Annotated in this window: 25 protein-coding genes, 1 rRNA gene, 2 pseudogenes and 1 riboswitch; of the genes and pseudogenes, 25 read left to right on the top strand and 3 right to left on the bottom strand. The window is 40.4% G+C overall.

What is annotated here, in order from left to right; all coding sequences use genetic code 11:
- Positions 1-8: 8 nt before the first annotated feature.
- Positions 9-124: ribosomal RNA gene (gene rrf, locus M3189_RS18725) — 5S ribosomal RNA — on the top strand.
- 282 nt (positions 125-406) lie between these two features.
- Positions 407-1,300: a fumarylacetoacetate hydrolase family protein gene (locus M3189_RS18730; protein ID WP_251636482.1), complete on the top strand. Its 894-nt coding sequence runs from the start codon at positions 407-409 to the stop codon at positions 1,298-1,300.
- 48 nt (positions 1,301-1,348) lie between these two features.
- Here the strand turns inward: M3189_RS18730 and M3189_RS18735 are convergent, their stop codons facing one another.
- Positions 1,349-2,569, bottom strand: coding sequence for a hypothetical protein (locus M3189_RS18735; protein ID WP_251636484.1), 1,221 nt, complete (start codon positions 2,567-2,569; stop codon positions 1,349-1,351).
- Positions 2,570-2,629: 60 nt separating this feature from the next.
- Here M3189_RS18735 and M3189_RS18740 point away from each other — a divergent pair.
- The 18 genes and pseudogenes from M3189_RS18740 to purD all read left to right on the top strand — a co-directional run.
- Positions 2,630-2,866, top strand: a pseudogene (locus M3189_RS18740) (response regulator); the annotation flags it as partial.
- Positions 2,865-3,122, top strand: a pseudogene (locus tag M3189_RS18745) (sensor histidine kinase); the annotation flags it as partial. The pseudogenes M3189_RS18740 and M3189_RS18745, both read left to right, overlap by 2 nt.
- 111 nt (positions 3,123-3,233) lie before the next feature.
- The gene (locus M3189_RS18750; RefSeq protein ID WP_251636486.1) at positions 3,234-3,686 is read left to right on the top strand and encodes a MarR family winged helix-turn-helix transcriptional regulator; all 453 of its coding nucleotides are present in this window, start codon (positions 3,234-3,236) and stop codon (positions 3,684-3,686) included.
- A 64-nt stretch (positions 3,687-3,750) separates the two neighbouring features.
- Entirely contained in the window at positions 3,751-4,668 is a 918-nt protein-coding gene (locus M3189_RS18755; RefSeq protein ID WP_251636488.1) for an alpha/beta fold hydrolase, read from the top strand.
- A gap of 122 nt (positions 4,669-4,790) precedes the next feature.
- Positions 4,791-5,333: a DUF2179 domain-containing protein gene (locus M3189_RS18760; protein ID WP_251636490.1), complete on the top strand. Its 543-nt coding sequence runs from the start codon at positions 4,791-4,793 to the stop codon at positions 5,331-5,333.
- Positions 5,330-5,527, top strand: coding sequence for an NETI motif-containing protein (locus tag M3189_RS18765; RefSeq protein WP_251636498.1), 198 nt, complete (start codon positions 5,330-5,332; stop codon positions 5,525-5,527). Before M3189_RS18760 ends, M3189_RS18765 begins: the two co-directional genes overlap by 4 nt.
- An 85-nt stretch (positions 5,528-5,612) precedes the next feature.
- Positions 5,613-5,714: riboswitch (purine riboswitch) on the top strand.
- A 255-nt stretch (positions 5,715-5,969) separates the two neighbouring features.
- A complete protein-coding gene (gene purE / locus M3189_RS18770; protein WP_251636500.1) occupies positions 5,970-6,458 on the top strand; it encodes a 5-(carboxyamino)imidazole ribonucleotide mutase in 489 nt (162 codons plus the stop codon).
- Positions 6,445-7,599 carry a 5-(carboxyamino)imidazole ribonucleotide synthase gene (purK, locus tag M3189_RS18775; RefSeq protein WP_251636502.1) on the top strand — a complete coding sequence of 385 codons (1,155 nt, stop codon included), beginning with the start codon at positions 6,445-6,447 and terminating at the stop codon, positions 7,597-7,599. Before purE ends, purK begins: the two co-directional genes overlap by 14 nt.
- On the top strand, positions 7,596-8,894 hold the full coding sequence (purB, locus tag M3189_RS18780) for an adenylosuccinate lyase (protein ID WP_251636504.1): 1,299 nt from the start codon (positions 7,596-7,598) through the stop codon (positions 8,892-8,894). Before purK ends, purB begins: the two co-directional genes overlap by 4 nt.
- 307 nt (positions 8,895-9,201) lie before the next feature.
- Positions 9,202-9,915 (top strand): phosphoribosylaminoimidazolesuccinocarboxamide synthase, encoded by a 714-nt coding sequence (purC, locus tag M3189_RS18785; protein WP_251636506.1) that lies wholly within the window; start codon positions 9,202-9,204, stop codon positions 9,913-9,915.
- Positions 9,908-10,162 carry a phosphoribosylformylglycinamidine synthase subunit PurS gene (gene purS / locus M3189_RS18790; RefSeq protein ID WP_251636508.1) on the top strand — a complete coding sequence of 85 codons (255 nt, stop codon included), beginning with the start codon at positions 9,908-9,910 and terminating at the stop codon, positions 10,160-10,162. The genes purC and purS overlap by 8 nt, the downstream gene beginning before the upstream one ends.
- A complete protein-coding gene (gene purQ, locus M3189_RS18795) occupies positions 10,159-10,842 on the top strand; it encodes a phosphoribosylformylglycinamidine synthase subunit PurQ (protein ID WP_251636510.1) in 684 nt (227 codons plus the stop codon). Before purS ends, purQ begins: the two co-directional genes overlap by 4 nt.
- The gene (gene purL, locus M3189_RS18800; RefSeq protein ID WP_251636512.1) at positions 10,826-13,054 is read left to right on the top strand and encodes a phosphoribosylformylglycinamidine synthase subunit PurL; all 2,229 of its coding nucleotides are present in this window, start codon (positions 10,826-10,828) and stop codon (positions 13,052-13,054) included. Before purQ ends, purL begins: the two co-directional genes overlap by 17 nt.
- Positions 13,030-14,436 carry an amidophosphoribosyltransferase gene (gene purF, locus M3189_RS18805; protein WP_251636514.1) on the top strand — a complete coding sequence of 469 codons (1,407 nt, stop codon included), beginning with the start codon at positions 13,030-13,032 and terminating at the stop codon, positions 14,434-14,436. Before purL ends, purF begins: the two co-directional genes overlap by 25 nt.
- An 11-nt stretch (positions 14,437-14,447) precedes the next feature.
- Complete coding sequence (gene purM / locus M3189_RS18810; protein WP_251636516.1) at positions 14,448-15,473, top strand: phosphoribosylformylglycinamidine cyclo-ligase; 1,026 nt, start codon at positions 14,448-14,450, stop codon at positions 15,471-15,473.
- Positions 15,470-16,072 carry a phosphoribosylglycinamide formyltransferase gene (gene purN, locus M3189_RS18815; protein WP_251636517.1) on the top strand — a complete coding sequence of 201 codons (603 nt, stop codon included), beginning with the start codon at positions 15,470-15,472 and terminating at the stop codon, positions 16,070-16,072. Before purM ends, purN begins: the two co-directional genes overlap by 4 nt.
- On the top strand, positions 16,047-17,585 hold the full coding sequence (purH, locus tag M3189_RS18820) for a bifunctional phosphoribosylaminoimidazolecarboxamide formyltransferase/IMP cyclohydrolase (RefSeq protein WP_251636519.1): 1,539 nt from the start codon (positions 16,047-16,049) through the stop codon (positions 17,583-17,585). Before purN ends, purH begins: the two co-directional genes overlap by 26 nt.
- A gap of 15 nt (positions 17,586-17,600) precedes the next feature.
- Entirely contained in the window at positions 17,601-18,872 is a 1,272-nt protein-coding gene (gene purD / locus M3189_RS18825) for a phosphoribosylamine--glycine ligase (RefSeq protein ID WP_251636521.1), read from the top strand.
- Here the strand turns inward: purD and M3189_RS27215 are convergent.
- Together M3189_RS27215 and M3189_RS18830 are read right to left on the bottom strand one after the other, a co-directional pair.
- Positions 18,850-18,996: an EYxxD motif small membrane protein gene (locus tag M3189_RS27215; protein WP_353057446.1), complete on the bottom strand. Its 147-nt coding sequence runs from the start codon at positions 18,994-18,996 to the stop codon at positions 18,850-18,852. The genes purD and M3189_RS27215 overlap by 23 nt on opposite strands.
- Positions 18,997-19,103: 107 nt before the next feature.
- Positions 19,104-19,394, bottom strand: coding sequence for a YgaP family membrane protein (locus tag M3189_RS18830; RefSeq protein ID WP_251636523.1), 291 nt, complete (start codon positions 19,392-19,394; stop codon positions 19,104-19,106).
- A 165-nt stretch (positions 19,395-19,559) separates the two neighbouring features.
- Here M3189_RS18830 and M3189_RS18835 point away from each other — a divergent pair, with 165 nt between their 5' ends.
- The 5 genes from M3189_RS18835 (at position 19,560) to pcrA (ending at position 25,981) form a co-directional block, all read left to right on the top strand.
- The gene (locus tag M3189_RS18835; protein ID WP_251636525.1) at positions 19,560-21,302 is read left to right on the top strand and encodes an adenine deaminase C-terminal domain-containing protein; all 1,743 of its coding nucleotides are present in this window, start codon (positions 19,560-19,562) and stop codon (positions 21,300-21,302) included.
- Between the two features lie 71 nt (positions 21,303-21,373).
- Positions 21,374-22,420 carry a DUF3048 domain-containing protein gene (locus M3189_RS18840; protein ID WP_251636527.1) on the top strand — a complete coding sequence of 349 codons (1,047 nt, stop codon included), beginning with the start codon at positions 21,374-21,376 and terminating at the stop codon, positions 22,418-22,420.
- A 28-nt stretch (positions 22,421-22,448) separates the two neighbouring features.
- Positions 22,449-22,760 carry a YerC/YecD family TrpR-related protein gene (locus tag M3189_RS18845; RefSeq protein ID WP_251636529.1) on the top strand — a complete coding sequence of 104 codons (312 nt, stop codon included), beginning with the start codon at positions 22,449-22,451 and terminating at the stop codon, positions 22,758-22,760.
- Between the two features lie 174 nt (positions 22,761-22,934).
- Complete coding sequence (locus M3189_RS18850; RefSeq protein WP_251636531.1) at positions 22,935-23,618, top strand: heptaprenylglyceryl phosphate synthase; 684 nt, start codon at positions 22,935-22,937, stop codon at positions 23,616-23,618.
- Between the two features lie 65 nt (positions 23,619-23,683).
- Positions 23,684-25,981: a DNA helicase PcrA gene (pcrA, locus tag M3189_RS18855; RefSeq protein WP_251637083.1), complete on the top strand. Its 2,298-nt coding sequence runs from the start codon at positions 23,684-23,686 to the stop codon at positions 25,979-25,981.
- Positions 25,982-26,006: the final 25 nt, after the last annotated feature.

Raw genomic sequence — 26,006 nt, forward strand, 5'->3', positions numbered from 1 at the left:
AAAAATAGTCTGGCAGCAATGGCGAGAAGGTCACACCCGTTCCCATACCGAACACGGAAGTTAAGCTTCTCAGCGCCGATGGTAGTTGGGACTTTGTCCCTGTGAGAGTAGGACGTTGCCAGGCAAATGAAACACAACCCGATTAGGGTTGTGTTTTTTTGTGTCGTCTGACGGGTTAATTTCGGCAAGATAAAGTGAAGAATGTGATTCGTGCCCGTTCGATGCCATTATCGAAGATATAGGTAATGAATAGAGCTTAAACGAAATTAGTCACCATTGTTTGTTTTGGTACCTGCTAATTCAAAAAACACTTTTAACTAATTAAAAGGAAAAGAAGGATAATATGGTTTGAGTAGAGAAAACAAATGATAACAAGTCAGCTAAATACAAGGAGGACTATGATTCAATGAAACTAGTAACAATAAATAAGCAAGGCAAGCACGTGTTAGGTGTAAAAATTGAGAATAGCCTAATCGACCTTGAAGAGGCATTAAAAGAACATCCTAATAATCAGGTACATACGGATATTATGGAGGTAATCTCAGGCGGGAATAAAGCTCTATCAGTAATCGAGGAATATATTACGAATCTACCAACGGATAATAAACCAAATTATATAAAAGATGAAGAAGAAGTGGAATGGGGTCCTTGTGTTACACACCCGAACAAAATTATATGTGTCGGATTAAATTATCGGAAACATGCAGACGAAACAAATTCTCCTTATCCTGAAGTACCTATTTTATTTAGCAAATTTAATAATGCATTAACTGGACATAAATGTGAGATAGCTGTTCCAAAAGTGACACAAAGGCTGGATTACGAAGTTGAATTAGGGGTAGTAATTGGCAGGGAAGCGAAGTATATAAGCAAGGAAAATGCATTAGATTATGTATTTGGCTATTGTACTGCTAATGATTTATCAGCACGTGATCTTCAGAAAAAGACACATCAATGGTTACTTGGAAAGACATGTGATGATTTCAGTCCAATTGGCCCTTACCTTGTGACAGCAGATGAAGTACCTGAACCTAACAACTTACAATTAAAAACATATGTGAACGGGGAAAAACGTCAAGATTCCAATACCTCAGATATGATTTTTTATGTAGATGAAATTGTCAGCTATATCTCGCAGCATATGACGCTAACACCGGGTGATGTCATCCTTACGGGAACTCCAGAGGGTGTTATCATAGGCTACCCATTCGAAAAAAGAGTTTACTTAAAGCCTGGTGATGTGGTGACCGTTGAAGTTGAAAAATTAGGTACACTAACCAATAAGCTAATTGAAGAATAAATTTGGGGTAAGAGCCAGGCACTAAATCCTGCCTGGCGCTCCAAAATTCTAACGCCCCGTATATAAACTAAATACTTCATCCCAGCTCCATTTTTCATAATAGGAGCTCCCCATACTAAGATTTTTAATCCAAAGTGTTTCTTTCATTTGATAAGTTGGAGAAATCATTACATTGGCATTTTTTCGATCTGTTCTTATCCAAAATAGGTTATTCCTGACGATTTGTGGTCTGAAATCGCCGTCCTTTTCTGAAGGAACAGTAAGTGTTGTTTGTTTGTTATCTGATAGGCCTACCCTATAGAGGCTTGGCAATACTCTTTTCTCTAAGTTCTCTGATCCGTTTTCCTTTGAACGTGAGACGATTATTGTTCGATTATTTTGCCAGGTAAAATCACGATCTACATAGCCCCTTGGTGTATACAGGGCAGTTTTCATGGATAGGGGTTTTAAAACCTGCATTCTTTTATTGATTGTTGCTTCCCGGCCAACGCCACTTACATACCCTAACAGCCCATTAAAGGGAGCCCATTGGAACCAAGCAGATTCATTTAACATTTCATCTATTATTTGAAATGTTTTTCCATTAGCGGATAGGACACATAAAGTATTCCCGTCAGCCGACAGGGATGCTGTAGGATTTAACAGAAAGCTAATCCACTTCTTATCATTAGACCATTTAAATTCACTTGTAGAGGCAAAGATATCATTTTCATCTATCTTAATGGTATAAAAATGGTTAATAATAGGCTTTTCTTTTTTTCTCAGGATAACTTTTGATAAAATAATATCTGAATGGAGTTTTGGACTCTTCTTTGTTGACACAAGTAATCCACTGCCAGAAGGCTGCCAGGAGAAATTTTCTATGTTTTTAGCTATAGGGATGAATAAGCCTAGTTGGCTGGTATCTAAGATAAATAAGTTTTTTACAACCTGGAATCCAATTTTATTTTCATTGTGTGACCATTGAAAATTGTTACTAACATTTTCTTTAACCTTAAAATGACGTTTGCTCATACTGTTGTAGAGCCAGAGATCCATAACGTTCCCCTCCTTGGCTCCCTTCAAATAAGCAACCCAGCTGCCATCGAATGACCATTTGGGGTATCTTATATAACCTGCATTAGTAATTTTCATTTCCTTATCCTTTATTTTTAGCCATAAATGTTCGTTTCTTACAAAAGCTGCTTTCAAGTTTTCCTTAGGTTCTGCTGATACGGCAACTGGAAGGAAGATAAGTATCATAAGAATCAAGAAGATTACCTTTTTCATTTGTAAAGTCACCCGCCTATTTTCTTTAAATCTTATAATTCCCAAAATAAGGAGAAAAATATGTTCAAAATTTTTATTGTTGAGGATGATAAACAACTTGTAACGTTGCTTGATGAACATTTACATAAGTTTGGCTTTGATACACAGCCAGTTAATCAGTTTGATTCGGTGTTGGAGCAATTTGATAGGTATTCCCCGCACCTGGTTTTACTTGATGTTAATTTACCTAAATTTGATGGCTATTATTGGTGCCGTCAGACTCGCAAGGTATCCACCTGCCCGATTATTTTTATTTCTACACCATTTTCAGCATAAATTAAAGAATCACATTCAGTTCATTAATCAATGGGTGCATCAAATGAAAACACCTTTGTCTGTTATTCATTTGATGATAAAGGATGAAGATGAACCGCACTTTACTGCAATAGGTGATGAACTAGATCGTTTGAAAAAAGGGCTGGAAATGGTGTTATATACTGCCCGCCTAGATGAATTCGAACATGATTTCTATGTAGAAATGCTTCCGTTAGAAAAAATTATACGAAGTGTGAGTAAATTTAGAAACTAGGCTGGTACTTCAGCCTAGTTTTTTTATCATTTCATATTTAAGATTGCTTAAATGTTTAGGGTGGTTTACAATAAGGGTATAAAGAGGTGGAAGTGAATGGAAAAAGAGCTAGCGATTGTATGCAGCAAAATACTAGATTATTCAAATGCATTAAGTTCACTGTTTTTAGAGGATTATAAGAAGTTAATGACAGAGGAATTTGCGGAACTTTCAACGAAACAACAAGTGGTTCTAGAGCTTTTAAGAGTAAAAAATCGGACAGTAAATGAAATTGCACACTTTTTATCGATTAGTGCTAGCGCTGCAAGCCAACTCATTTCAAAACTTGAAAAGCAGGATTATGTAAAAAGAGAGATAAATCCTGACAATCGCCGTGAAATTATCGTACAACTAGGTGAAAAAGGTCATTACTATAATCAAATGGTAGATAAAAACCAACTGTTTATCATTGAAAAGTATTATGCGAAATTGCCGAAGGAAGATCTGGAAAAGCTATTAGACATCCATGAAAAACTCTACCATATCGCAGTCGAGGCTCAGAAAAAATAAATTTTTTGTCATATATTTAAGTAAACTTAAATATTAATATAATTAAACAGTGGAGGGGATTTTGATGAAAGAATATCTCGTTTCACTTACCGATGGCAGGAAGTTAGCCGTGATTGAATATGGAGATAAACAGGGGCTTCCAGTTATGTTTTTCCATGGCACTCCGGGTTCACGTCTACTATTTCTTGAAGATGACGAAACGTCAAAGGCATTAGGAATAAAGTTGATATCATTGGACCGGCCTGGATATGGGCTTTCTGACCCGAAACCAAATCGTACGCTGCTCGATTGGGCAGATGATGCGAACGAAGCAGCGGATTATTTAAAGCTAGATAAGTTCTCGATCATTGGTGTGTCTGGCGGTGGGGCGTTCGCTGCAGCCTGTGCCTATAAGCTCGCAGAAAGGCTCCATTCAATAGCATTAGTAGCGAGCACGATTCCATTTGTAAACGGAAAGTCTCCTAAAGGCACAATGACAGCCAATAAAATTGCCTTTTTTCTAGCAAGAAAAGCACCGTGGCTTGTAAGAGCAAGCTATCGGTCTACAAAAAAGCTGCTTGAAGAGCAGCCAGAAAAGTTCATGGAGCAAAACAAAAAGGGGAACAAGCATTTACATGAGTGGGATCGCCAATTTTTACAGACAGACGAACAGTTAAAAGGACTAATGATGCATATGGGTGAGGCATTCCGTATTTCTGTGGACGAATGTGTGAATGAACCTGTATTATTATCAAAGCCTTGGGGATTTTCCTTTAAAGACATTCCTGTGCCAACGGATGTTTGGCATGGCGAAGAGGATAGGATGGCTCCGGCAGCAGAAATGAAAAAAGCCGCTTCTACGACTCCGAATTGCCACACCCACTTTATTCCAGGAGCAGGACATTTTTTAACGGACGATGATAAAATCTGGAATGACATTCTAACTACAATCCTTGATCGAGCAAAAGAAAATCCTTCTAATCAACTCCCCTTAGTAAAATAATCCTAGCGTAAGACCTGTCAAATGGCAGGTCTTTTTTAAATGAAATGAAAAATTTAATAAAAAAGGTTAAACTAACAAAATACAACTTAAAATTGGCTTGGCAGAGATTGAGGAGGGTTTAGATGTTAGAGAATAGTTTTATGATGGTTGCGATTATTCTTATCATAAATATTGTTTATGTTTCATTTTTTACGATAAGAATGATTTTAACGTTAAAAGGTCAGCGGTACTTGGCTGCTTTTCTTAGTATGATTGAGGTCGTTATTTATGTGTTAGGCCTCGGTCTTGTTTTAAATAATCTTGATGAAATCCAAAATCTGATTGCTTATGCGATTGGTTATGGTATTGGGGTTATTGTCGGGATGAAAATAGAGGAAAAGCTGGCGTTAGGCTATATTACGGTTAATGTGATTACAAAAGAATATGATAAAGAATTGCCTAAAGTGTTAAGAGAAAAAGGTTACGGTGTAACAAACTGGGAAGCGAACGGTCTTGAGGGGAATCGGATGGCCTTACAAATCTTAACACCGAGAAAATTTGAACTGAAATTATACGACTTGATTAAGTCATTGGATCCAAAAGCCTTCATTATTGTCTATGAGCCCAAGTCAATCCATGGAGGATTCTGGGTGAAATCTGTGAAGAGAGGGAAATTATTTTCATGAGTAAAAAGAAGATGCAATTTGAAGTACAAGAAAATGAAAGTATTGAAGCTTGTTTGGAGCGGATGAAAAAACAGGGATATATTCCGGTGCGCCGCACGGAAAAACCTATCTTTCAGGAGGTAGTTAATGGAAAAGAAACATCCTACGAACCGGTTGGAAGGCAGATTGTATTTGAGGCTGTAAGTGTAGATTAAAAACGAACGTTAGTTTTAGAAAAAATAAAATCGTTCGTTTTTATTGACCATTTGCCCCTAAAATTGTAATATAAAGGTGTCAAAAAAATATATAACGTAACACCCTCGTATAATAATGGGAATATGGCCCATAAGTATCTACCCAATTACCGTAAATGATTGGACTATGAGGGGAAGTGGAAATGCCGGAAACGTTAACTCGTTTCATGGTCATTTACTGTGCCGATTTCAGCCCGGACAGACTGCTTTCTCTCATTTCATGAAATTGGGGAAGTGTCTGTTTGGGCTTTTTATATTGGTAAAGTATGAAAAGCGTAAGCGCCTTGTTCAGGGGCGACAGGCATAAGACGAGCCGGCGGGAAGGTTGCTCTTTAACCTTCTTGACGGATTGGCTTATGACCCCGAGCCCCTAGGCGCTGGAGCTAGACAAAGGGGAGAGAATATGAATCCGATTGTGGCGGTAATAATGGGAAGCAAATCAGATTGGGATACGATGAAGCACACCTGTGAAATCCTAGACCGGTTAGAGGTTCCATATGAAAAAAAGGTGGTTTCAGCCCACCGCACTCCTGATTTGATGTTTGAATTTGCTGAGAATGCTAGAGTAAGAGGTATTAAGGTAATCATTGCAGGTGCAGGCGGTGCCGCTCATCTGCCTGGTATGGTTGCAGCAAAGACTACATTGCCCGTAATCGGTGTTCCTGTTCAATCAAAGGCATTAAACGGAATGGACTCACTCTTATCGATTGTGCAAATGCCAGCTGGAGTACCTGTGGCTACAGTAGCAATAGGTAAGGCAGGGGCAACAAATGCTGGGTTGCTGGCAGCTCAAATTTTATCCATTAATGATTCAAAAATACAAGACCGACTAGAGCAAGTCCGCTTAGAGTCAAAAGTGGTGGTAATAGAAAGTAGTGATGAGCTTGTCTAATAAAACGATTTTACCGGGACAAACAATTGGCATAATTGGCGGCGGTCAGCTGGGCAGGATGATGGCCCTTCCCGCAAGATCAATGGGTTATCGAATTGCTGTTTTAGACCCTATTGAAGATTCTCCTTGCGGTCAGGTCGCCGATTATAAGGTAATCGGGGACTATGATGATTTAGAGGCGATAAAGAAATTAGCTGAAGTCAGTGATGTCATTACCTATGAATTTGAAAATATTGATGCAGCTGCACTTGAGTGGCTATGTAATCAAGCTTATGTGCCACAGGGTAAGAGTTTACTTGAAATAACTCAGGACCGAGTGAAAGAAAAAGCGGCAATTGAAAACGCCGGTGTTCAGGTGGCACCATATGCCGTAATCAATTCGCTGAATGATCTACATGAAGGCTGCGAACGTCTTGGCTATCCCGTTGTATTAAAAACAGCACGAGGCGGCTATGACGGCAAAGGGCAAGCCGTTCTTAAAAGTCATCAGGATATTGTAGAGGCTCAAGTGCTTCTTGAAAACGGACAATGTATCCTGGAAAAATGGATTTCTTTTACGAAAGAAATTTCCGTCATTATCACAAGAAATACAAATGGTGAAACAGCAGTATTTCCAGTTGGAGAAAATATTCATCGTGATAATATTCTCCATCAAACGATTGCTCCAGCACGGATAAGCAATTATGCTGAGGAAAAAGCCATTCAATCTGCTATACAACTTGCGAATGAATTTGAATTAGTGGGAACATTGGCGGTTGAAATGTTTTTAACAGCGGGGGACATCATTTACATAAATGAACTCGCTCCTAGACCGCATAATTCCGGGCATTATACAATTGAAGCTTGTGAAACGTCACAATTCGAACAGCACATTAGGGCTGTGTGTAACCTGCCCCTTGGGAAGACAGAGCTATTAAAGCCTGCGGTCATGGTTAATATATTAGGAGAGCATGTTCAAAACGTGTTAGAAAAGGTAACAAACGTAACAGATTGGAAAGTTCATCTTTACGGGAAAAAAGAAGCGAAATTCAAGAGGAAAATGGGGCATGTAACCATTCTGTGTGATACTGTTGATACTGCCCTTGAAGATGTGAATACTAGTAACATTTGGGAAGAAAAAAGTTTGGAGGCCAAAAGATGATTGATCGTTATACAAGACCTGAAATGGGTGCGATTTGGACAGAGGAAAACCGCTTTAAAGCTTGGCTGGAGGTTGAAATCCTTGCATGTGAAGCATGGGCAGAATTAGGTGAAATTCCGAAAGAAGACGTAAAGAAGCTTCGTGAAAATGCATCCTTTGATATTGAACGGATTAAAGAAATCGAAGAAGAAACAAGACATGATGTGGTTGCCTTTACTCGTGCAGTGTCCGAGACATTAGGGGAAGAGCGAAAGTGGGTGCATTACGGTTTAACTTCAACGGATGTAGTGGATACCGCAAGTTCTTACTTATTAAAGCAAGCCAATGCAATTATTCGGAAGGACCTTGAAAACTTTATTGAAATCCTAAAGAACAAAGCAATTGAACATAAATTTACCGTCATGATGGGACGTACGCACGGAGTACATGCGGAACCGACTACTTTTGGCTTAAAGCTCGCACTGTGGTACGAAGAAATGAAACGTAACTTGGAACGGTTTAACCAGGCAGCTGCGGGTGTTGAGTTTGGGAAGATTTCTGGAGCAGTGGGAACTTACGCTAATATCAACCCGTTTGTTGAACAATATGTGTGTGAAAGACTGGGTACCCAGCCTGCACCAATCTCAACCCAAACCTTACAGCGCGACCGTCACGCACACTATATGTCAACCATCGCTTTAATTGCAACGTCGATTGAAAAATTTGCCGTTGAAGTTCGTGGATTGCAAAAAAGTGAAACCCGTGAAGTGGAAGAGTTTTTTGCAAAAGGACAAAAAGGTTCTTCTGCGATGCCGCATAAACGCAATCCAATTGGATCTGAAAATATGACTGGTTTAGCACGTGTGATTCGCGGCTATATGATGACAGCCTATGAAAATGTTCCACTATGGCATGAGCGCGATATTTCACACTCTTCTGCAGAGCGAATCATTTTACCAGATGCAACCATTGCCTTGAACTATATGTTAAATCGTTTTGGAAACATCATTAAAAATCTTACTGTCTATCCTGAAAATATGCTTCGCAACATGGACCGGACACTTGGCTTAATTTACTCACAACGAGTCCTCCTGGCGTTGATTGACAAAGGTTTATCCCGAGAAGAGGCATATGATACGGTTCAGCCAAAAACAGCGGAATCATGGGAAAATCAAGTGCCATTCCGCACCTTGGTTGAAGGTGAACCGAAGATTACCAGCCTGCTTTCAGCAGAAGAAATCGCAGACTGCTTCGACTACAACTACCATCTGCAGCATGTCGATACAATCTTTGATCGATTAGGCTTGAACGGGTAAGGCTATTGGTGCCCGTAACGGTTGAAAAAGTAAGAAAGTGGTAACCAAAGAAGGCTTTTGGTGCCCGTAACGGTTGAAAAAGTAAGAAAGTGGTAACCAAAGAAGGCTTTTGGTGCCCGTAACGGTTGAAAAAGTGAGAAAGTGGTAACCAAAGAGGGCTCTTGGTGTAACGGTTGAAAAAACAAGAAGTTGGTAACCAAAGAGCCCTATTAATTACCGAAGACCTTGAAAATTAAAATACTGGTCACGAATAGTAGCCAGTATTATCCAGAAGATTCCCAATATTGCGAAATAGGAGTGATTCTTAATGAGAGAACTTCTCTATGAAGGAAAAGCGAAGCGGATTTTTAGAACCGACGATGAACAGACTGTTTTAATTGAATATAAGGATTCGGCAACAGCTTTCAATGGGCAAAAGAAGGCAGATATTACGGGTAAAGGGCGTTTGAATAACGAAATTACTAGTTTGCTATTTTTAAAGCTCAATGAAAACGGAATTCCTTCCCATTTTGTAAAGCGTATTTCTGAAACGGAACAGCTAGTGAAGAGGGTAAATATTATTCCGCTCGAGGTTGTAGTTCGTAATGTTGCTGCTGGTAGTTTTTCAAAGCGATTAGGAATCGAAGAGGGTAAAGCATTAACAAAGCCGCTCGTAGAGTTTTATTTAAAAAATGATGACCTTGGTGACCCAATTCTAACCACTGACCATATCTACGAATTGAACATTGCAACAAAAGAGGAACTAACAATCCTAAAAGAAAAGGCGCTAAAAATTAATACAGTTTTATCAAGCTTTTTTGCAGAGTTAGGCATTAACCTCATCGACTTCAAGCTAGAGTTTGGTAAAGACCACGAAGGCCAGATTCTATTAGCAGATGAAATTTCACCAGACACTTGCAGATTATGGGACAAAAAGACAAATGAAAAGCTCGATAAGGATGTATTCCGTCGTGACCTTGGCAGTTTAACAGAAGCATATGAAACTATTTTGGCTAGATTAGGGGGAAAACAGCATGTTTAAGGTAAAGGTGTATGTCACGTTAAGAGAAAGTGTACTAGATCCACAAGGTAAGGCTGTCACTCATTCACTCCATTCATTAAATTTTCCAGAAGTATCCGATGTTCGAATCGGTAAATATATGGAACTAACAGTAGAAAAATCAGAGCGCAATCTTGATGAAGTGATTAACGAAATTTGCAGCAAGCTTCTCGCAAATCCTGTTATTGAAGACTACCGTTATGAAGTAGAGGAGTGTGTTCCTCAGTGAAGTTTGCAGTCATCGTTTTTCCAGGGTCTAACTGTGACATCGATATGTACCATGCGATAAAGGATGAACTTGGTGAGCAGGTTGAATATGTATGGCATGATACGGAGAGCTTAGATGAGTTTGATGGAATCTTACTTCCTGGCGGATTTTCATACGGTGATTATCTACGTACAGGAGCCATTGCTCGCTTTAGTAAGGTAATGAAAGCAGTTGTAAAAGCGGCAGAAGCAGGGAAACCCATTCTTGGTGTCTGCAACGGATTTCAGATTTTATTAGAAGTAGGTTTACTGCCTGGGGCAATGAGACGAAATGAAAGTCTATCGTTTATCTGTAAACCGGTGGATTTAAAGGTAGTTAACAATCAGTCGATGTTCTCTACTGCATACAAACAAGGCGAAATCATTTCGATTCCTGTCGCGCATGGCGAAGGAAACTACTATTGTGATGAAGAAACACTATCTCAGCTAAAAGCGAATAACCAAATCGTTTTTACGTATCAAGATAACCCGAACGGAAGTTTAGAGGATATTGCAGGAATCATCAATGAAAAAGGTAATGTTCTAGGGATGATGCCTCACCCTGAAAGAGCTGTTGATACGTTATTAGGCGGAGCAGATGGCTTGAAATTATTTCAATCGATTGTAAGAAGCTGGAGGGAAGCAAATGTTGTTAAAGCATGAACCAAGACCAGATCAAGTAAAGACAGAAAAACTTTATCAGCAAATGGGCTTATCCGATGAAGAATTTACGCTTGTTGAAAATATTCTAGGCAGGACGCCGAATTACACCGAAACAGGTCTTTTCTCGGTTATGTGGTCGGAGCATTGCAGCTATAAAAATTCAAAGCCAGTCCTAAGAAAATTCCCTGTCACAGGTGAAAGAGTTCTTCAAGGACCGGGTGAAGGTGCAGGAATCGTCGATATCGGTGACAATCAAGCGGTTGTTTTTAAGATTGAAAGCCATAACCATCCATCGGCAATTGAGCCTTATCAAGGTGCAGCAACAGGAGTCGGCGGAATTATCCGTGATATTTTTTCCATGGGTGCCCGTCCGATTGCTCTATTAAACTCACTTCGCTTCGGTGAACTAGATGAATCTGCAAGGGTACGTTATTTGTTTAAGGAAGTTGTTGCCGGGATTGCAGGCTACGGAAACTGCATCGGTATCCCCACGGTTGGCGGTGAGGTACAATTTGAAGCTTGTTATGAAGGAAATCCTTTAGTAAATGCCATGTGTGTCGGTTTAATTGACCACAAAGACATTAAAAAAGGTCTTGCACAAGGTGTTGGCAATACAGTGATGTATGTTGGCGCAAAAACAGGCCGCGACGGGATTCATGGTGCGACTTTCGCTTCAGAAGAATTAACAGAGCAATCTGATGAAAAACGTCCAGCTGTTCAAGTTGGTGACCCGTTCATGGAAAAGCTTTTACTAGAAGCTTGTCTGGAATTGATCCACTCGGATGCACTTGTTGGTATTCAGGATATGGGTGCAGCAGGGTTAACAAGTTCATCTGCGGAAATGGCGAGTAAGGCTGGAATGGGAATCGAAATGAACCTTGATCTTGTGCCTCAGCGTGAAACAGGTATGACCGCTTATGAAATGATGCTTTCAGAATCTCAGGAGCGGATGCTGATTGTCATTAAAAAAGGAAGAGAGCAAGAAATCAACGAGCTTTTCTCAAAATATGATTTAGAAGCAGTAGCCATTGGTACAGTAACAGACGATAAAAAGCTAAGACTGATCCATAACGGAGAAGTAGTTGCAGATGTTCCAGTCGATGCATTAGCAGAAGACGCTCCTGTTTATCATAAACCATCGAAGGTTCCTGCCTATTTTGAGGAATTCCAAGCTATGGAAAACGATATCCCTCAGGTTGCGGATCTAAAAGAGACACTTATAAAGCTATTAAGCCAGCCAACGATTGCAAGCAAGGAATCGGTTTATCAGCAGTACGACTATATGGTGCGCACCAATACAGTTGTGTCTCCAGGTTCAGATGCAGCGGTAGTAAGGATTCGCGGTACACGTAAGGCATTAGCGATGACAACGGATTGTAACTCACGCTATGTCTATTTAGATCCTGAAGTAGGCGGGAGGATTGCCGTAGCAGAAGCAGCCCGAAATATTGTCTGCTCAGGTGCAGAACCGTTAGCGATTACCGATAACCTTAATTTCGGAAATCCAGAGAAACCGGAAGTATTCTGGCAGATTGAAAAGGCGGCAGACGGAATCAGTGAAGCCTGTCGGGTTCTTGAAACTCCAGTTATTGGCGGTAACGTCTCTTTATATAACGAAACAAGCGGAACAGCAATTTACCCAACACCGGTCATCGGAATGGTTGGATTAGTAACAGACCTTGACCATATTACAACACAGAACTTTAAAAATAACGGCGACCTTATTTACCTAGTTGGAGAAACAAAGGATGAGTTTGGCGGAAGTGAACTTCAAAAGCTGGTTTATGGAAAGGTTTTTGGAAAAGCACCGGAATTAAATATTGAAATTGAAAAAGCAAGTCAGAACCAAGTTTTAGCTGCTATTCGTGCAGGTGTTGTTCAATCAGCACATGACCTGTCAGAAGGTGGTTTAGCAGTGGCTGTATCAGAGAGCTTATTTACGAATGAACAGCTTGGTGCGGAAATCAACATCACAGGAAATCTCACTTCGGCCCTATTTAGTGAAACACAATCTCGTTTCCTTCTAACCGTGAAAAAAGAACACCAAGCAGAGTTTGAAAGTTTAGTAAGTGCTAACCTGATTGGTGAAGTAAATGATACTGCAACACTAAAAGTCAAAGGTGATAATAATACCGTTCTAGAAGCTTCTGTAAACCAATTGAAGGATGCTTGGAAAGGAGCTATCCCATGCTTGCTGAAATCAAGGGATTAAATGAAGAGTGCGGCGTGTTTGGTGTCTTTGGACATCCAGATTCTGCACAGCTTACCTATTACGGACTTCATAGCCTGCAGCACCGTGGTCAAGAGGGTACAGGTATTGTCGTATCCGACGGAGAAAAGCTTAGAGTTGTGAAGGGTGAAGGATTAGTTTCAGAGATTTTTACAGCGGACGTGATGGAAAAGTTAAAGGGAACCTCTGCCGTTGGGCATGTTCGTTATGCGACAGCAGGAGGCGGCGGGTATGAAAATGTCCAGCCCTTGCTGTTCCATTCTCAAACCGGAAGTCTTGCCCTTGCTCATAATGGGAACCTAGTGAATGCCAATTACTTAAAGCATCAGCTGGAAACACAGGGGAGTATTTTTCAAACAAGCTCTGATACGGAAGTCTTAGCCCATTTAATAAGAAGAAGTGGTTTTTCTCAAATTAAGGATCAGGTAAAAAATGCGCTTTCGATGTTAAAAGGAGCATACGCCTATTTAATTCTAACGGAGAATGAACTAATGGTTGCTCTAGATCCTCATGGGTTAAGACCTTTATCGCTGGCCTGTTTGGGAGATGCTTATGTGGTCGCTTCCGAAACCTGTGCGTTTGATGTCATTGGGGCGGAATATATCCGTGATATTCGACCGGGAGAATTATTGATTATTAACAAAGACGGAATTACTTCTGAACAGTTTGCATTCAATTCAACAAAGTCAATCTGTGCAATGGAATATGTTTATTTTTCAAGACCTGATAGCAATATCCAAGGAATCAATGTTCATACAGCCCGTAAAAACATGGGGAAAAGATTAGCGGTTGAAGCACCAATTGAAGCTGATGTTGTAACGGGAGTTCCAGATTCGAGTATTTCAGCAGCCATTGGTTATGCGGAAGCAGCGGGTATTCCTTATGAGATGGGATTAATAAAAAACAAATATGTTGGCAGGACCTTTATTCAGCCAACTCAATCGTTACGGGAGCAGGGAGTAAAGATGAAATTATCTGCTGTTCGTGGTGTTGTGGAAGGAAAACGTGTCGTTATGGTCGATGACTCAATCGTTCGCGGGACAACGAGCAGACGAATTGTAAGCCTGCTAAAAGAGGCAGGAGCAACAGAGGTACATGTTGTGATCAGCTCTCCGCCGATTAAAAATCCTTGTTTCTATGGGATTGATACATCATCAAAGGAAGAATTAATAGCCTCAGATAAATCAGTCGAAGAGATTAGAGAGCTGATTGGTGCTGATTCTCTAACGTTCCTAAGTACAGAGGGGATGGTTGGAGCAATCGTGAAAACAGAAGGAACAGAAGGTTTCTGCCTCGGCTGCTTTACAGGTAATTATCCAACAGAAATTTATCCAGACACACTCCAATATTATTATCAAAAATAGGGGGGACCATCATGGCGAACGCTTATAGAGAAGCAGGGGTAAACATCGAAGCAGGCTATGAAGCTGTTGAGAGAATGAAAAGGCATGTGCAAAAAACAGCCCGAGCTGGTGTGATAGGCGGGTTAGGTGGATTCGGCGGAATGTTTGACCTATCCTCGCTTAACCTGAAAGAGCCTGTTCTTGTCTCAGGAACAGACGGAGTGGGCACTAAGCTTATGATCGCTTTTTGGATGGATAAGCATGATAGTATTGGTATTGATGCAGTAGCAATGTGTGTCAATGATATCGTCGTCCAAGGGGCAGAGCCTTTATTCTTTTTAGACTATATTGCTTGTGGGAAGGCTGAACCTGAAAAAATTGAGGCAATTGTAAAAGGAATTGCAGACGGCTGTGAGCAGGCTGGCTGTGCACTTATCGGTGGAGAAACCGCTGAAATGCCTGGATTATATAGTGAAAATGAATATGACCTTGCTGGGTTTACGGTTGGGGCCTGTGAAAAATCCCAATTGATTACGGGGGAAAATATCAAGTCGGGCGATGTGCTGATTGGATTAGCTTCAAGTGGAATTCACAGCAATGGCTATTCACTTGTTCGCAAGGTTTTCAATAACTGGTCGTTAACGGAATATGTTGACGAACTCGGAAGCAGCTTGGGAGAAGAGCTACTAAAACCTACAAAAATTTATGTAAAACCAGTTCTGTCTGCTTTAAAGAAATTTGAAGTAAAAGGAATGGCGCATATTACAGGCGGCGGTTTTATTGAGAATATCCCTCGGATGCTCCCGACGGGTCTTGGAGCAACGATTTATGAAAAAAGCTGGGAGATTCCTCCGATTTTTAATCTAATCACAACGGTTGGACAAATCAATCAGCAGGAGATGTATAACATCTTTAACATGGGTATCGGCATGGTGATGGCCGTTGATAAGAATATCGCAGCAGATGTAATTGATTATTTAAAGCAATCCGGCGAAACTGCTTATGAGATTGGTGTGGTGACAGACCAAGAAGGAATTATCCTAGGTGGTCGCCGATGAAAAAAATTGCTATTTTTGCATCGGGAAATGGCAGCAATTTTCAAGCGATAATTGATGTAGTGAAAACGGGAGAACTTGAAGCAGACATAGCATTGCTCGTATGTGACAAGCCTGAAGCCTTTGCAATCAAGCGGGCAAATGCTGCGCATATTCCTGCTTTTAGTTTTAATCCAAAAGACTATAGCAAAAAAGAAGCTTATGAAGAGGTTATTTTGGAGAAATTAACAAGTTTTGGTGTAGAATTTATTGTACTTGCAGGTTATATGAGGCTAGTAGGTCCAACCTTGCTCGGAAAATTCTCTGGACGAATTGTTAATATCCACCCTTCGCTTCTTCCTGATTTTCCTGGTAAAGATGCGATTGGTCAGGCGCTGGCGGCAAAGGCGAAATGGAGTGGTGTTACCATTCACTTTGTTGATGAAGGAATGGACACAGGACCTGTTATTGTCCAAGAACGAGTCCAACTGAGCGAAAAAGAAACAAGAGAGAGCCTGCAGCAGAAAATACAAAAGATCGAGCATAAACTTTATCCATCCATCCTGCAAATGCTGTTAACGAGAGGGGAAGTAAAAAGTGACAAAAAAGCGCGCACTTATTAGTGTTTCTGATAAAAATGGTATTTCTGATTTTGCTAAAGAATTAGTCAGCTTAGGTTTTGAAATTATTTCAACAGGCGGAACAAAAAAGGCACTTCAAGAACAAGGTATTCCTGTCCTTGGTGTCAGCGACGTAACGGGCTTTCCAGAAATATTAGAAGGACGTGTCAAAACGTTAAATCCTTTTATTCACGGCGGCTTACTTGCAAAGCATGATGATGTGCAACACCAAAAGCAGCTTACAGAACATAGCATTGATCCCATTCAAATTGTTTGTGTGAATCTATATCCTTTTCAACAAACGATTGCAAAGCCAGATGTAACCACTGAGGATGCAATTGAAAATATTGATATCGGCGGTCCGACGATGTTACGTGCATCCGCTAAAAATCATCAATATGTTACAGTGGTCGTTGATCCAGCTGACTATGGAAAAGTAGTAGAGGAATTAAAAGCTGAGGGTAGTACAACACTTGAAACACGCAGAAAACTAGCAGCAAAGGTATTCCGCCACACAGCAGCATATGATGCCCTCATTGCTGAATACATGACAGATCTTGCACAGGAAGAAACACCTGAAACATTAACCGTTACATATGAGCTAAAACAGTCACTTCGTTACGGGGAAAATCCACATCAAAAAGCTGCTTTTTATAAAAAACCACTTGGCAGCACGTTCTCGATTGCGAATGCAGAACAGCTTCATGGAAAAGAGCTTTCTTATAATAATATTAACGATGCAGACGCAGCTTTGCAGATTGTTAAAGAATTCACCGAACCTGCAGCAGTTGCTGTAAAACATATGAATCCATGTGGTATTGGTACGGGTACCAATAGTTTTACTGCTTTTGAAAAGGCGTTTGCGGCAGATCCTGTTTCTATTTTTGGCGGAATCATTGCCTTTAACAGCGAAGTGGATGCAGAAACAGCTGGTAAACTTTATGGGATTTTCTTAGAAATAATTATTGCTCCTTCCTTCACGGAGGAAGCATTCTCCATCTTAAAAGCGAAAAAGAACCTGCGTTTATTAACCATTCCATTTTCTGGAGTTAAAAAATCAGAGATGAAGCTGACTACCATTGAAGGCGGACTGCTTGCACAAGAGCAGGATACATTTACGTTAGAAAATGCTTCGATTAAGGTAGCTACGAAAAGACAGCCAACTGAGCAGGAATGGGAAGCATTAAAGCTGGGCTGGAAAGTAGTCAAGCATGTGAAATCGAATGCCATTGTCGTAACAAAGGAAGATATGACGATTGGAATTGGCGCAGGACAAATGAACAGAGTTGGCGCTGCTGAAATTGCTTTAAAACAAGCAGGTGAAAAAGCAGCAGGAGCGGCACTCGCCTCTGATGCCTTCTTCCCAATGGATGATACAGTAGAAGCCGCAGCTAAAGCAGGAATTACTGCTATCATTCAACCAGGCGGTTCCATTCGTGATGAGGATTCCATCAAAAAAGCGGATGAATATGGAATTGCTATGGTGTTTACCGGAGTTAGACATTTTAAACACTAAAATGAGGTGAGATGTGTGAAGGTTCTAATCATTGGTCGAGGCGGAAGAGAACATGCTCTGTGCCGAAAGGTAAGTGAAAGTTCGCTGGTTGAAAAGGTCTATACAGCTCCTGGTAATCACGGAATGGAAGATGTTGCAGAACGTGTTCTGATTGAAGAAAGTAACCACGAACAACTTATCCAATTCGCAAAGGAACAGGAAATCGGTCTTACCATCATCGGACCAGAAGTTCCCTTACTAGAAGGGTTAGCAGATAAGTTTGAAGCTGAAGGTTTAGCTGTTTTTGGACCTCGCAAATTGGCAGCTGAAATTGAAGGAAGCAAATCGTTCGCAAAGGAAATCATGAGAAAGTATGAGATTCCTACTGCTGACTATGCTGTATTCACGAATTATCAGGAAGCCAAGCAATATATTGAAGAAAAAGGCGCTCCTATTGTTATAAAGGCTGATGGCTTAGCAGCAGGAAAAGGTGTTACGGTTGCTTTAACACTAGAAGAAGCGCTACAAAGCACCGAAGAAATGCTCGTTGGTCAAAAATTTGGTGAAGCTTCATCACGAGTAGTAATTGAAGAGTTCCTAAGCGGTGAGGAATTTTCCCTTATGGCGTTTGTGAATGGAGACGTGGTGATACCACTGGAAATCGCTCAAGATCATAAACGTGCCTTTGATGGTGATAACGGTCCAAATACAGGCGGTATGGGTGCATATTCTCCAGTTCCTCATATTGCGAATGGGATTGTTGAGACGGCGATTGAAACGATTCTTAAGCCTGCAGCTAGGGCGATGGTTCAAGAGGGAAGAAGCTTTTGTGGTATTCTTTATGCAGGTTTAATTGCAAGTGAAAATGGTCCAAAGGTGATTGAGTTTAATGCTCGCTTTGGAGACCCGGAAACACAAGTGATTTTACCAAGACTAAAATCCGATTTGGTTCAGACAATTTTAGATGTTTTAAACGGCAGTACCCCGGAACTAGTTTGGGATGAACAATCAATGGTTGGGGTTGTGGTTGCAGCCAAAGGGTATCCAGAGCAATATGAAAAAGGTGCAGTTCTTAAAGGTTTAGGGGACTTTTCAAAGGAGGTCTATACCTTCCATGCTGGAACCGATAAAAACCAGCTAGGGGAATTTGTTACTAATGGAGGCAGGGTACTCTTAGTAGGAGCAAAAGCTGAATGTTTAAAGGATGCACAAGTTGCTGTCTACCAAGAGCTTGAAAAGTTAGCCTGTGACGGCGTATTCTACCGTAAGGATATCGGCTCGAAGGCTATCGAGCGCGTCTATTGTTAGAGCGGCGGATAAATACAAATAAAATGGCAACTATACCGCCGATTAAGCTGATGAGTACGAACGACATATCCAATAAATATTCCCAAAACATATAATAGTACCTTCCTTTGGAAGGGCTGACCATATCCGGTCAGCCCTATTTTGTTTTTTTTTATGCTATTCGTTACCGCAAACTTCAAAAATTCAAGGGGAAGGGTACGAATAGCTTTCAGGCAAACTTTATTTGTAAATTTAGGATGGATTGTATGGCAAGACTTCATCTACATCCATGTTTTCTGAGCCGTCACCTAGGGAAAGGGGTGTCTGCTTATCCATTTCCTGATACCTTTCGAATAAGGCAGTTACCGGGCAAAAACGAACGATTCCCTCCGCAACCTTCATTGCCCCGCAGATGGCAATAAATAAATAGGAATCTCTCCATGGAAATTTCACCATTTTAGCTGTACTCCAAGAAAGAACGGTAAGCCCAATCGTAATCCTTACTAATGCGTTCAAAATGCCAATATTTTTAGAAATGTTCAATATGTTCACTCCTTCACAAAAATTTTACAGTCAATATCCAATTCTTTAATGCGTTAAACAGTAAAATATGTTAGTATAAAAATAATACATTTTGTAAGGGCTTTCTTTATTGATAAATCAATATTTATAATAGATAGATAGCTTCAAAGAAAGGAAGGGTATCGTATGCTGGAACAACGTTATCGATGGAAAAATAAACATTTACGCATGCATGTATCCGTTATAGATGGGAAAACTTCACCAACCATATTGTTAAAAAATGCCTTATATTTAAATCAAACATTTCGCCAGTGGATGCGCGCGAATATTTGGATATATGAAGATCGGATTGTATATGTTGGCGAGAATTTGCCGGCGAAATTGGAAAACTGTGAAATCATTGACTGTACAAATGAAATTCTTGTTCCAGGATATATTGAGCCGCATGCCCATCCTTTTCAATTATATAATCCCCATACTCTGGCGGCATATGCATCCCAGTTCGGAACAACAACCATCATTAATGACAACATGTCTTTGATTATGAATTTGAAGAAAAAGGAAGCGTTTTCTTTGTTAAAGGACCTGCGTTCCATCCCAACAACTATGTTCTGGTGGTGCCGGTTTGATCCACAAACTGAAATATTAAATGAAGAAGATGTTTTTTCACATAGCAATATCAAGTCTTGGTTAGAGCATGACGCAGTTCTACAAGGCGGGGAGTTGACTGGCTGGCCAAAATTGGTAGACGGCGACGATATGATGCTGCATTGGATTCAAGAGACAAAAAGGTTGAACAAAAAGATTGAAGGTCATTTTCCAGGAGCATCGGAGAAAACATTGGCGAAATTGATGTTATTAGGAGCAGACAGCGATCATGAGGCAATGACAGGGGAAGAAGTATATAATCGCTTACTGCAGGGATATATGGTTTCATTGCGATATTCCTCCATTCGCCCTGACCTGCCCGATTTACTTGATGATATGAAACGATTAGGAATAGAGGCCTATGATCGGTTAATGTTTAACACGGATGGTTCAACATCTACTTTTTATGAGCAAGGAATCAATGATCAGATGATTCGAATTGCCATTGAAAAAGGGGTACCAGTCATCGATGCCTATAATATGGCAACCGTAAATATTGCTCGTTATTACAACATTGACCATCATCACGGAAATATCGCAACAGGTCGTGTAGCGAATATCAACTTCTTATCAAGTATTGAAAATCCAACACCTCATTCTGTCCTTGCAAAAGGTAAATGGGTAAAACGCGACGGCCAAGTAATGGATGCTTATCATTCCGTAAATTGGGATGAGTATGGTCTTAAACCAATGGAACTTGACTGGAACCTAAGCGTGGACGATTTACAATTTTCCATGCCTTTTGGAATAAAGATGGAGAATTCAGTTATCACCAAACCTTATTCCATTGCGATTGATGCTTCAGGCGAAGAGTTATCCACCGACCACGATGAATGTTTCTTCACGCTGCTAGATCGGAATGGCAAGTGGAGGATTAATACATTGCTTAAGGGATTTGCAACCAATCTTTCTGCACTCGCAAGTTCATTTTCCAATACAGGTGACATAATCTTAATTGGGAAAAATAAACGTGATATGCTTGCTGCCTTCGATAGAATGAAGGAATTAGGCGGTGGGATTGTTATGGTTGAGGAAGAGCAGGTTGTATGTGAGGTTCCTTTAAGGCTCAATGGAATTATGTCAAACCTCCCGATAAAGGAATTAATAAACGAAGAAAAGAAATTGCTTGTGGAATTAAAAGAGCGGGGATATTCCTTCTCAGATCCGGTTTACAGTTTGTTATTCTTTTCGGCTACACATTTACCCTATATCCGAATTACCCAACAGGGAATGTATGATGTAATGAACAAAACAGTACTCTTTCCATCGATAATGCGTTAAAATGTTAAAGTGAATATTTTAATTAAATCGATAGGGTTCTTTTAAAATAGAGATTGGAGTGTTTAAAAATAATGAAGAAATGGGCTGTTGCAGCAACAGCAGCTCTTTTACTGCTCTCGGGGTGCAGCAATAAGGAAAAGGTCAATGGACCTAAGGAGCCAGTGAAAGAAGTTGAAGAAGTAGTACAGGAAGAAGTGGAGAATGAAATACCTTACCATTACCCATTAACTGGGGTGGGTTCAGAAATAGAAACAGATGGCAGGGCAGTGGCGGTTATGGTTAATAATCATCCTAAAGCAAGACCGCAATCTGGGTTACACAAAGCTGATATTGTTTATGAACTTCTAGCCGAAGGTGATGTTACCCGGTTCCTTGCTGTTTTCCAAAGTGAAAAACCAGAAAATATTGGACCTGTTCGAAGTGCCAGAGACTATTACATTGATCTGGCAAAAGGCCTGGATGCTCTTTTTATCGCCCACGGCTATAGTGAAGAGGCTAAAGAGTTGCTCGAACGCAACTATGTTGATAATTTAAATGGTATGGTCTATGACGGTACATTGTTTAAAAGAGCAAGCTTCCGTGTTGCACCTCATAATTCCTATATTACGTATGAGAATGTATTAAAAGGTGCCAATGAAAAGAAATACTCGATGAATCAGTCTCCGCCTGCGTTTCAATTTCTATCAGAGGAAGATAGTGAGTCAGTAACGGGAGGAGAAGCAAATTCAGTAATGGTTTCCTACTCTGCTAGCGGGGTTTTCAATTCCACCTACGAGTATGATGATTCAGTTGGAAAATACAAGCGCTACTCTGATGGGGAGCAAACCATAGATTACGAAACGAAAGAACCGATTCTGATTGATAATTTGTTTATTATTGAAACTACTCATCAAGTCATAGATGATGCTGCACATAAAGAAATAGATTTACAATCAGGGGGATCTGGTTATTTATTTCAAAAAGGTAAGGTAATCGAAGTGGAATGGAAAAACGATAACGGACTAATCGTTCCTGTGAGAAATGGTGAAGTTGTTCCGTTTGTACCAGGGAAAACGTGGGTCAATGTGGTTCCAACGAATCCTGGCCTGCAATCAAGTGTTTCGATTAATGCTAACTAAAACATAAATTAATTAAGGGGTAAAATATATGCAAATAAATAAATTGCGCGGAAAAGAGCTTGATCAATTATTCCAAGCTGTTCTTTCCTTAAAGGATCTTGAAGAATGCTATGCCTTTTTTGATGACTTATGCACCATTAATGAAATTCAATCATTAGCCCAACGTTTAGATGTTGCAAGAATGCTTCGTGAGGGAAACACTTATCATAAAATTGAGACAGAGACTGGTGCAAGCACGGCAACCATCTCACGAGTAAAACGCTGCTTGAATTTTGGAAATGATACCTATGAAATGGTGTTAGAACGAATTAAAACAGAAGAAGTAAAAGAAGAAAAGTAAACCTGGCCGAAGACATAGCTCTTCGGTTTTTCTTTTGTCCTCCTGTCAGAGCGTATAGAAGCTGGAGCTTTTTATCTGGTTAGAATTTCTATTACTGAATTTAGTGTTTTCTTTTTTAATACTTTGTGCTAATGCTATAATGGTGTAATGTAGGAAGAATGGGAGGATCTTGGGATGTATGATTTTCGCGAGTGGCGCCATGTGTTTAAACTCGATCCAAATAAAGAGATATGTGATGAGAAGTTAGAGAAAATATGCGAATCTGGAACAGACGCTGTTATTGTGGGGGGCAGTGATGGGGTAACCTTGGAAAAGGTTCTTGATCTTATGGCTCGAATCCGCCGCTATACTGTTCCTTGTGTCCTCGAAGTTTCAAGTATTGATATCGTTACCCCTGGCTTTGACCTTTATTTTATTCCGACAATTTTAAATAGCAATGACCCAAAGTGGATAACCGGACTTCACCATCGGGCAGTAAAAGAATTTGGTGAAATTATGGATTGGGAAGAGATTGTCATGGAAGGCTATTGCATATTGAATGAAGAATGCAAAGCAGCTAAACTGACATCAGCCATTTCAGATGCTACAACCGAAGAAGTAAAGGCGTACGCAATGATGGCGGAGAAGATGTTCCATTTACCCATCTTCTATCTTGAATATAGCGGTAAATATGGTGATCCTCAATTAGTTTCAGAAGTTAAAAACGTCCTTGAGAAAACAGTACTGTTTTATGGCGGGGGAATTTCATCTGTTGAGCAAGCCGTTGAAATGGCGGAGCATGCAGATGTCATTGTGGTTGGAAACGCCATTTATGATCACTTTGAACAAGCGTTAGCAACCGTAAAAAGTGTACGATGAAAATTTGCTTAATTGGATAGAAAGAGTTAAAATAAGAACAAATGTTTGGTTTGGTGGTGAAGGAATTGCAATACTTATCAGAAAAGCTTTTAAATGGGTTAAACCCAGAACAGCAAAGTGCAGTAAAAGCAACGGACGGCCCGCTTTTACTTATGGCTGGTGCAGGAAGTGGAAAAACGAGAGTACTAACGCATCGAATAGCCTATTTAATCGTTGAGAAACGTGTAAATCCTTATAACATTCTAGCGATTACTTTTACAAATAAAGCGGCTCGTGAAATGAGAGAGCGTATCGGGAAAATGATGGGCGGGGTAGCCGAAGAAATTTGGATTTCTACGTTCCACTCGATGTGTGTAAGAATACTGCGCAGAGACATTGACAGGATGGGCTATAACCGGAATTTTACAATTTTAGATACTGGTGATCAGCAATCAGTGGTAAAAGGAATTCTTAAGGATAAGAATCTTGACCCTAAAAAGTATGACCCACGGGCAATTTTAGGAGCAATCAGCTCAGCAAAAAATGAATTGGTTGACCCGGAAGAGTATGCAAAAACCGCTGGGGGATATTTTGAACAAACGGTAAGTGATGTTTACACAGAGTATCAAAAACGATTACGGAAAAATCAAGCACTCGATTTTGATGACTTGATTATGATGACCATTCAGCTATTTCAGCGTGTACCTGAAGTACTCGAATATTATCAACGGAAATTCCAATACATTCATGTGGATGAGTATCAGGATACAAACCGAGCACAGTATATGCTGGTCAAGTTTCTTGCAAACCGTTTTAAGAATCTGTGCGTTGTCGGGGATTCTGATCAGTCGATTTATCGCTGGCGGGGTGCAGATATTGCCAATATCCTCTCGTTTGAGAAGGATTATCCGAATGCTACAGTGATTCTCTTAGAGCAAAACTATCGTTCCACAAAGAGAATTCTGCTAGCAGCAAATAAAGTCATTGAAAATAATGCAACCCGTAAAGCAAAGAACCTTTGGACTGAAAACCCAGAGGGGAACAAACTAGTTTACTATCGTGCAGATAGTGAGCAAGGAGAAGCACAGTTTGTTGCGGGGAAAATAAAAGAATTAACACGTGATGGCAAGTACAAGAATTCAGACGTCGCCATCCTTTACCGGACTAACGCTCAGTCCCGTGTAATGGAGGAAGTGCTTTTAAAGTCAAATATTGAATATAGCATTGTCGGCGGAACAAAGTTCTATGACAGAAAAGAAATCAAGGACATGCTTGCCTATTTGAGACTTATTTCTAATCCTGATGATGATATCAGCCTACAGCGTATTATTAACGTCCCAAAACGTGGGATTGGGTCAAGCTCAGTAGATAAAATGGCTAACTTTGCTGCTATGCATGATATCTCTATTTTTAAGGCGCTCGACTCCGTTGAGTTACTAGGATTAAGTCCAAAGATTACCAAGGGCGCTAGAGAATTTAGAGATTTAATTAATAACTATACTCAAATGCAAGAGTTTTTATCCGTAACGGAATTGGTAGAGGATATTTTAGATAAGTCAGGTTACCGTGAAATGCTGAAAGCGGAGAAATCAATCGAAGCCCAAAGCAGACTCGAGAACTTAGATGAATTATTATCTGTTACGAAAAACTTTGAAGAAGGCAGTGAGGATAGAAGCCTAGTTGCTTTCTTAACGGATTTAGCACTCGTCGCCGATATTGATTCGTTAGATGATGAAGGTGAAAAAACAGATTCCATTACTCTTATGACCTTGCACTCTGCAAAAGGGCTGGAATTTCCTGTTGTCTTTTTAATTGGATTGGAAGAAGGAGTTTTCCCACATAGCCGTTCATTAATGGAAGAAGCGGAAATGGAAGAAGAGCGGCGCTTGGCATACGTAGGTATAACTCGGGCCGAGCAATCTCTTTTTATCACAAATGCTCAGATGAGAACGTTGTATGGACGTACAAGCATGAATCCCGCATCCCGGTTTATCAGTGAAATACCGGAAGACCTGTTAGAAGGTGTGGAAAAAGAGGAGAAACGAATGAATACTCCTTTCGGATCAAGAGGGACTTCTTTTGGAAGAAGCACTTCTGGAACGACAGGAACTTCTTTTGGAAGAAACACATCTGGAACGATGGGAACATCCTTCGGAACACCGGTAACTAGAAAACCAGTCATGAGACCTTTAGCTGCAGCTACTGGCGGGGATACGGTTGGCTGGAGAGTCGGCGATAAAGCTGAACATGGAAAATGGGGTATTGGAACAGTGGTAAGTGTTAAAGGAGAAGGCGAAGGAACTGAGCTGGATATTGCGTTCCCAAGTCCAACCGGCATCAAGCGCCTGCTGGCAAAGTTCGCTCCCATTACAAAAAAAGTATAAGGTAGTATAAAAAAAGAATTGCCCC

Source organism: Neobacillus niacini, from assembly GCF_023715415.1.
Lineage (GTDB): Bacteria > Bacillota > Bacilli > Bacillales > Cytobacillaceae > Neobacillus > Neobacillus niacini_C.

Coding starts and splice junctions, on each gene's coding strand:
- M3189_RS18730 (WP_251636482.1), top strand. CDS start 407: ATGAAACTAGTAACAATAAATAAGCAAGGCAAGCACGTGTTAGGTGTA.
- M3189_RS18735 (WP_251636484.1), bottom strand. CDS start 2,569: ATGAAAAAGGTAATCTTCTTGATTCTTATGATACTTATCTTCCTTCCA.
- M3189_RS18750 (WP_251636486.1), top strand. CDS start 3,234: ATGGAAAAAGAGCTAGCGATTGTATGCAGCAAAATACTAGATTATTCA.
- M3189_RS18755 (WP_251636488.1), top strand. CDS start 3,751: ATGAAAGAATATCTCGTTTCACTTACCGATGGCAGGAAGTTAGCCGTG.
- M3189_RS18760 (WP_251636490.1), top strand. CDS start 4,791: ATGTTAGAGAATAGTTTTATGATGGTTGCGATTATTCTTATCATAAAT.
- M3189_RS18765 (WP_251636498.1), top strand. CDS start 5,330: ATGAGTAAAAAGAAGATGCAATTTGAAGTACAAGAAAATGAAAGTATT.
- purE (WP_251636500.1), top strand. CDS start 5,970: ATGAATCCGATTGTGGCGGTAATAATGGGAAGCAAATCAGATTGGGAT.
- purK (WP_251636502.1), top strand. CDS start 6,445: ATGAGCTTGTCTAATAAAACGATTTTACCGGGACAAACAATTGGCATA.
- purB (WP_251636504.1), top strand. CDS start 7,596: ATGATTGATCGTTATACAAGACCTGAAATGGGTGCGATTTGGACAGAG.
- purC (WP_251636506.1), top strand. CDS start 9,202: ATGAGAGAACTTCTCTATGAAGGAAAAGCGAAGCGGATTTTTAGAACC.
- purS (WP_251636508.1), top strand. CDS start 9,908: ATGTTTAAGGTAAAGGTGTATGTCACGTTAAGAGAAAGTGTACTAGAT.
- purL (WP_251636512.1), top strand. CDS start 10,826: ATGTTGTTAAAGCATGAACCAAGACCAGATCAAGTAAAGACAGAAAAA.
- purF (WP_251636514.1), top strand. CDS start 13,030: ATGCTTGCTGAAATCAAGGGATTAAATGAAGAGTGCGGCGTGTTTGGT.
- purM (WP_251636516.1), top strand. CDS start 14,448: ATGGCGAACGCTTATAGAGAAGCAGGGGTAAACATCGAAGCAGGCTAT.
- purN (WP_251636517.1), top strand. CDS start 15,470: ATGAAAAAAATTGCTATTTTTGCATCGGGAAATGGCAGCAATTTTCAA.
- M3189_RS27215 (WP_353057446.1), bottom strand. CDS start 18,996: ATGGTCAGCCCTTCCAAAGGAAGGTACTATTATATGTTTTGGGAATAT.
- M3189_RS18835 (WP_251636525.1), top strand. CDS start 19,560: ATGCTGGAACAACGTTATCGATGGAAAAATAAACATTTACGCATGCAT.
- M3189_RS18840 (WP_251636527.1), top strand. CDS start 21,374: ATGAAGAAATGGGCTGTTGCAGCAACAGCAGCTCTTTTACTGCTCTCG.
- M3189_RS18845 (WP_251636529.1), top strand. CDS start 22,449: ATGCAAATAAATAAATTGCGCGGAAAAGAGCTTGATCAATTATTCCAA.
- M3189_RS18850 (WP_251636531.1), top strand. CDS start 22,935: ATGTATGATTTTCGCGAGTGGCGCCATGTGTTTAAACTCGATCCAAAT.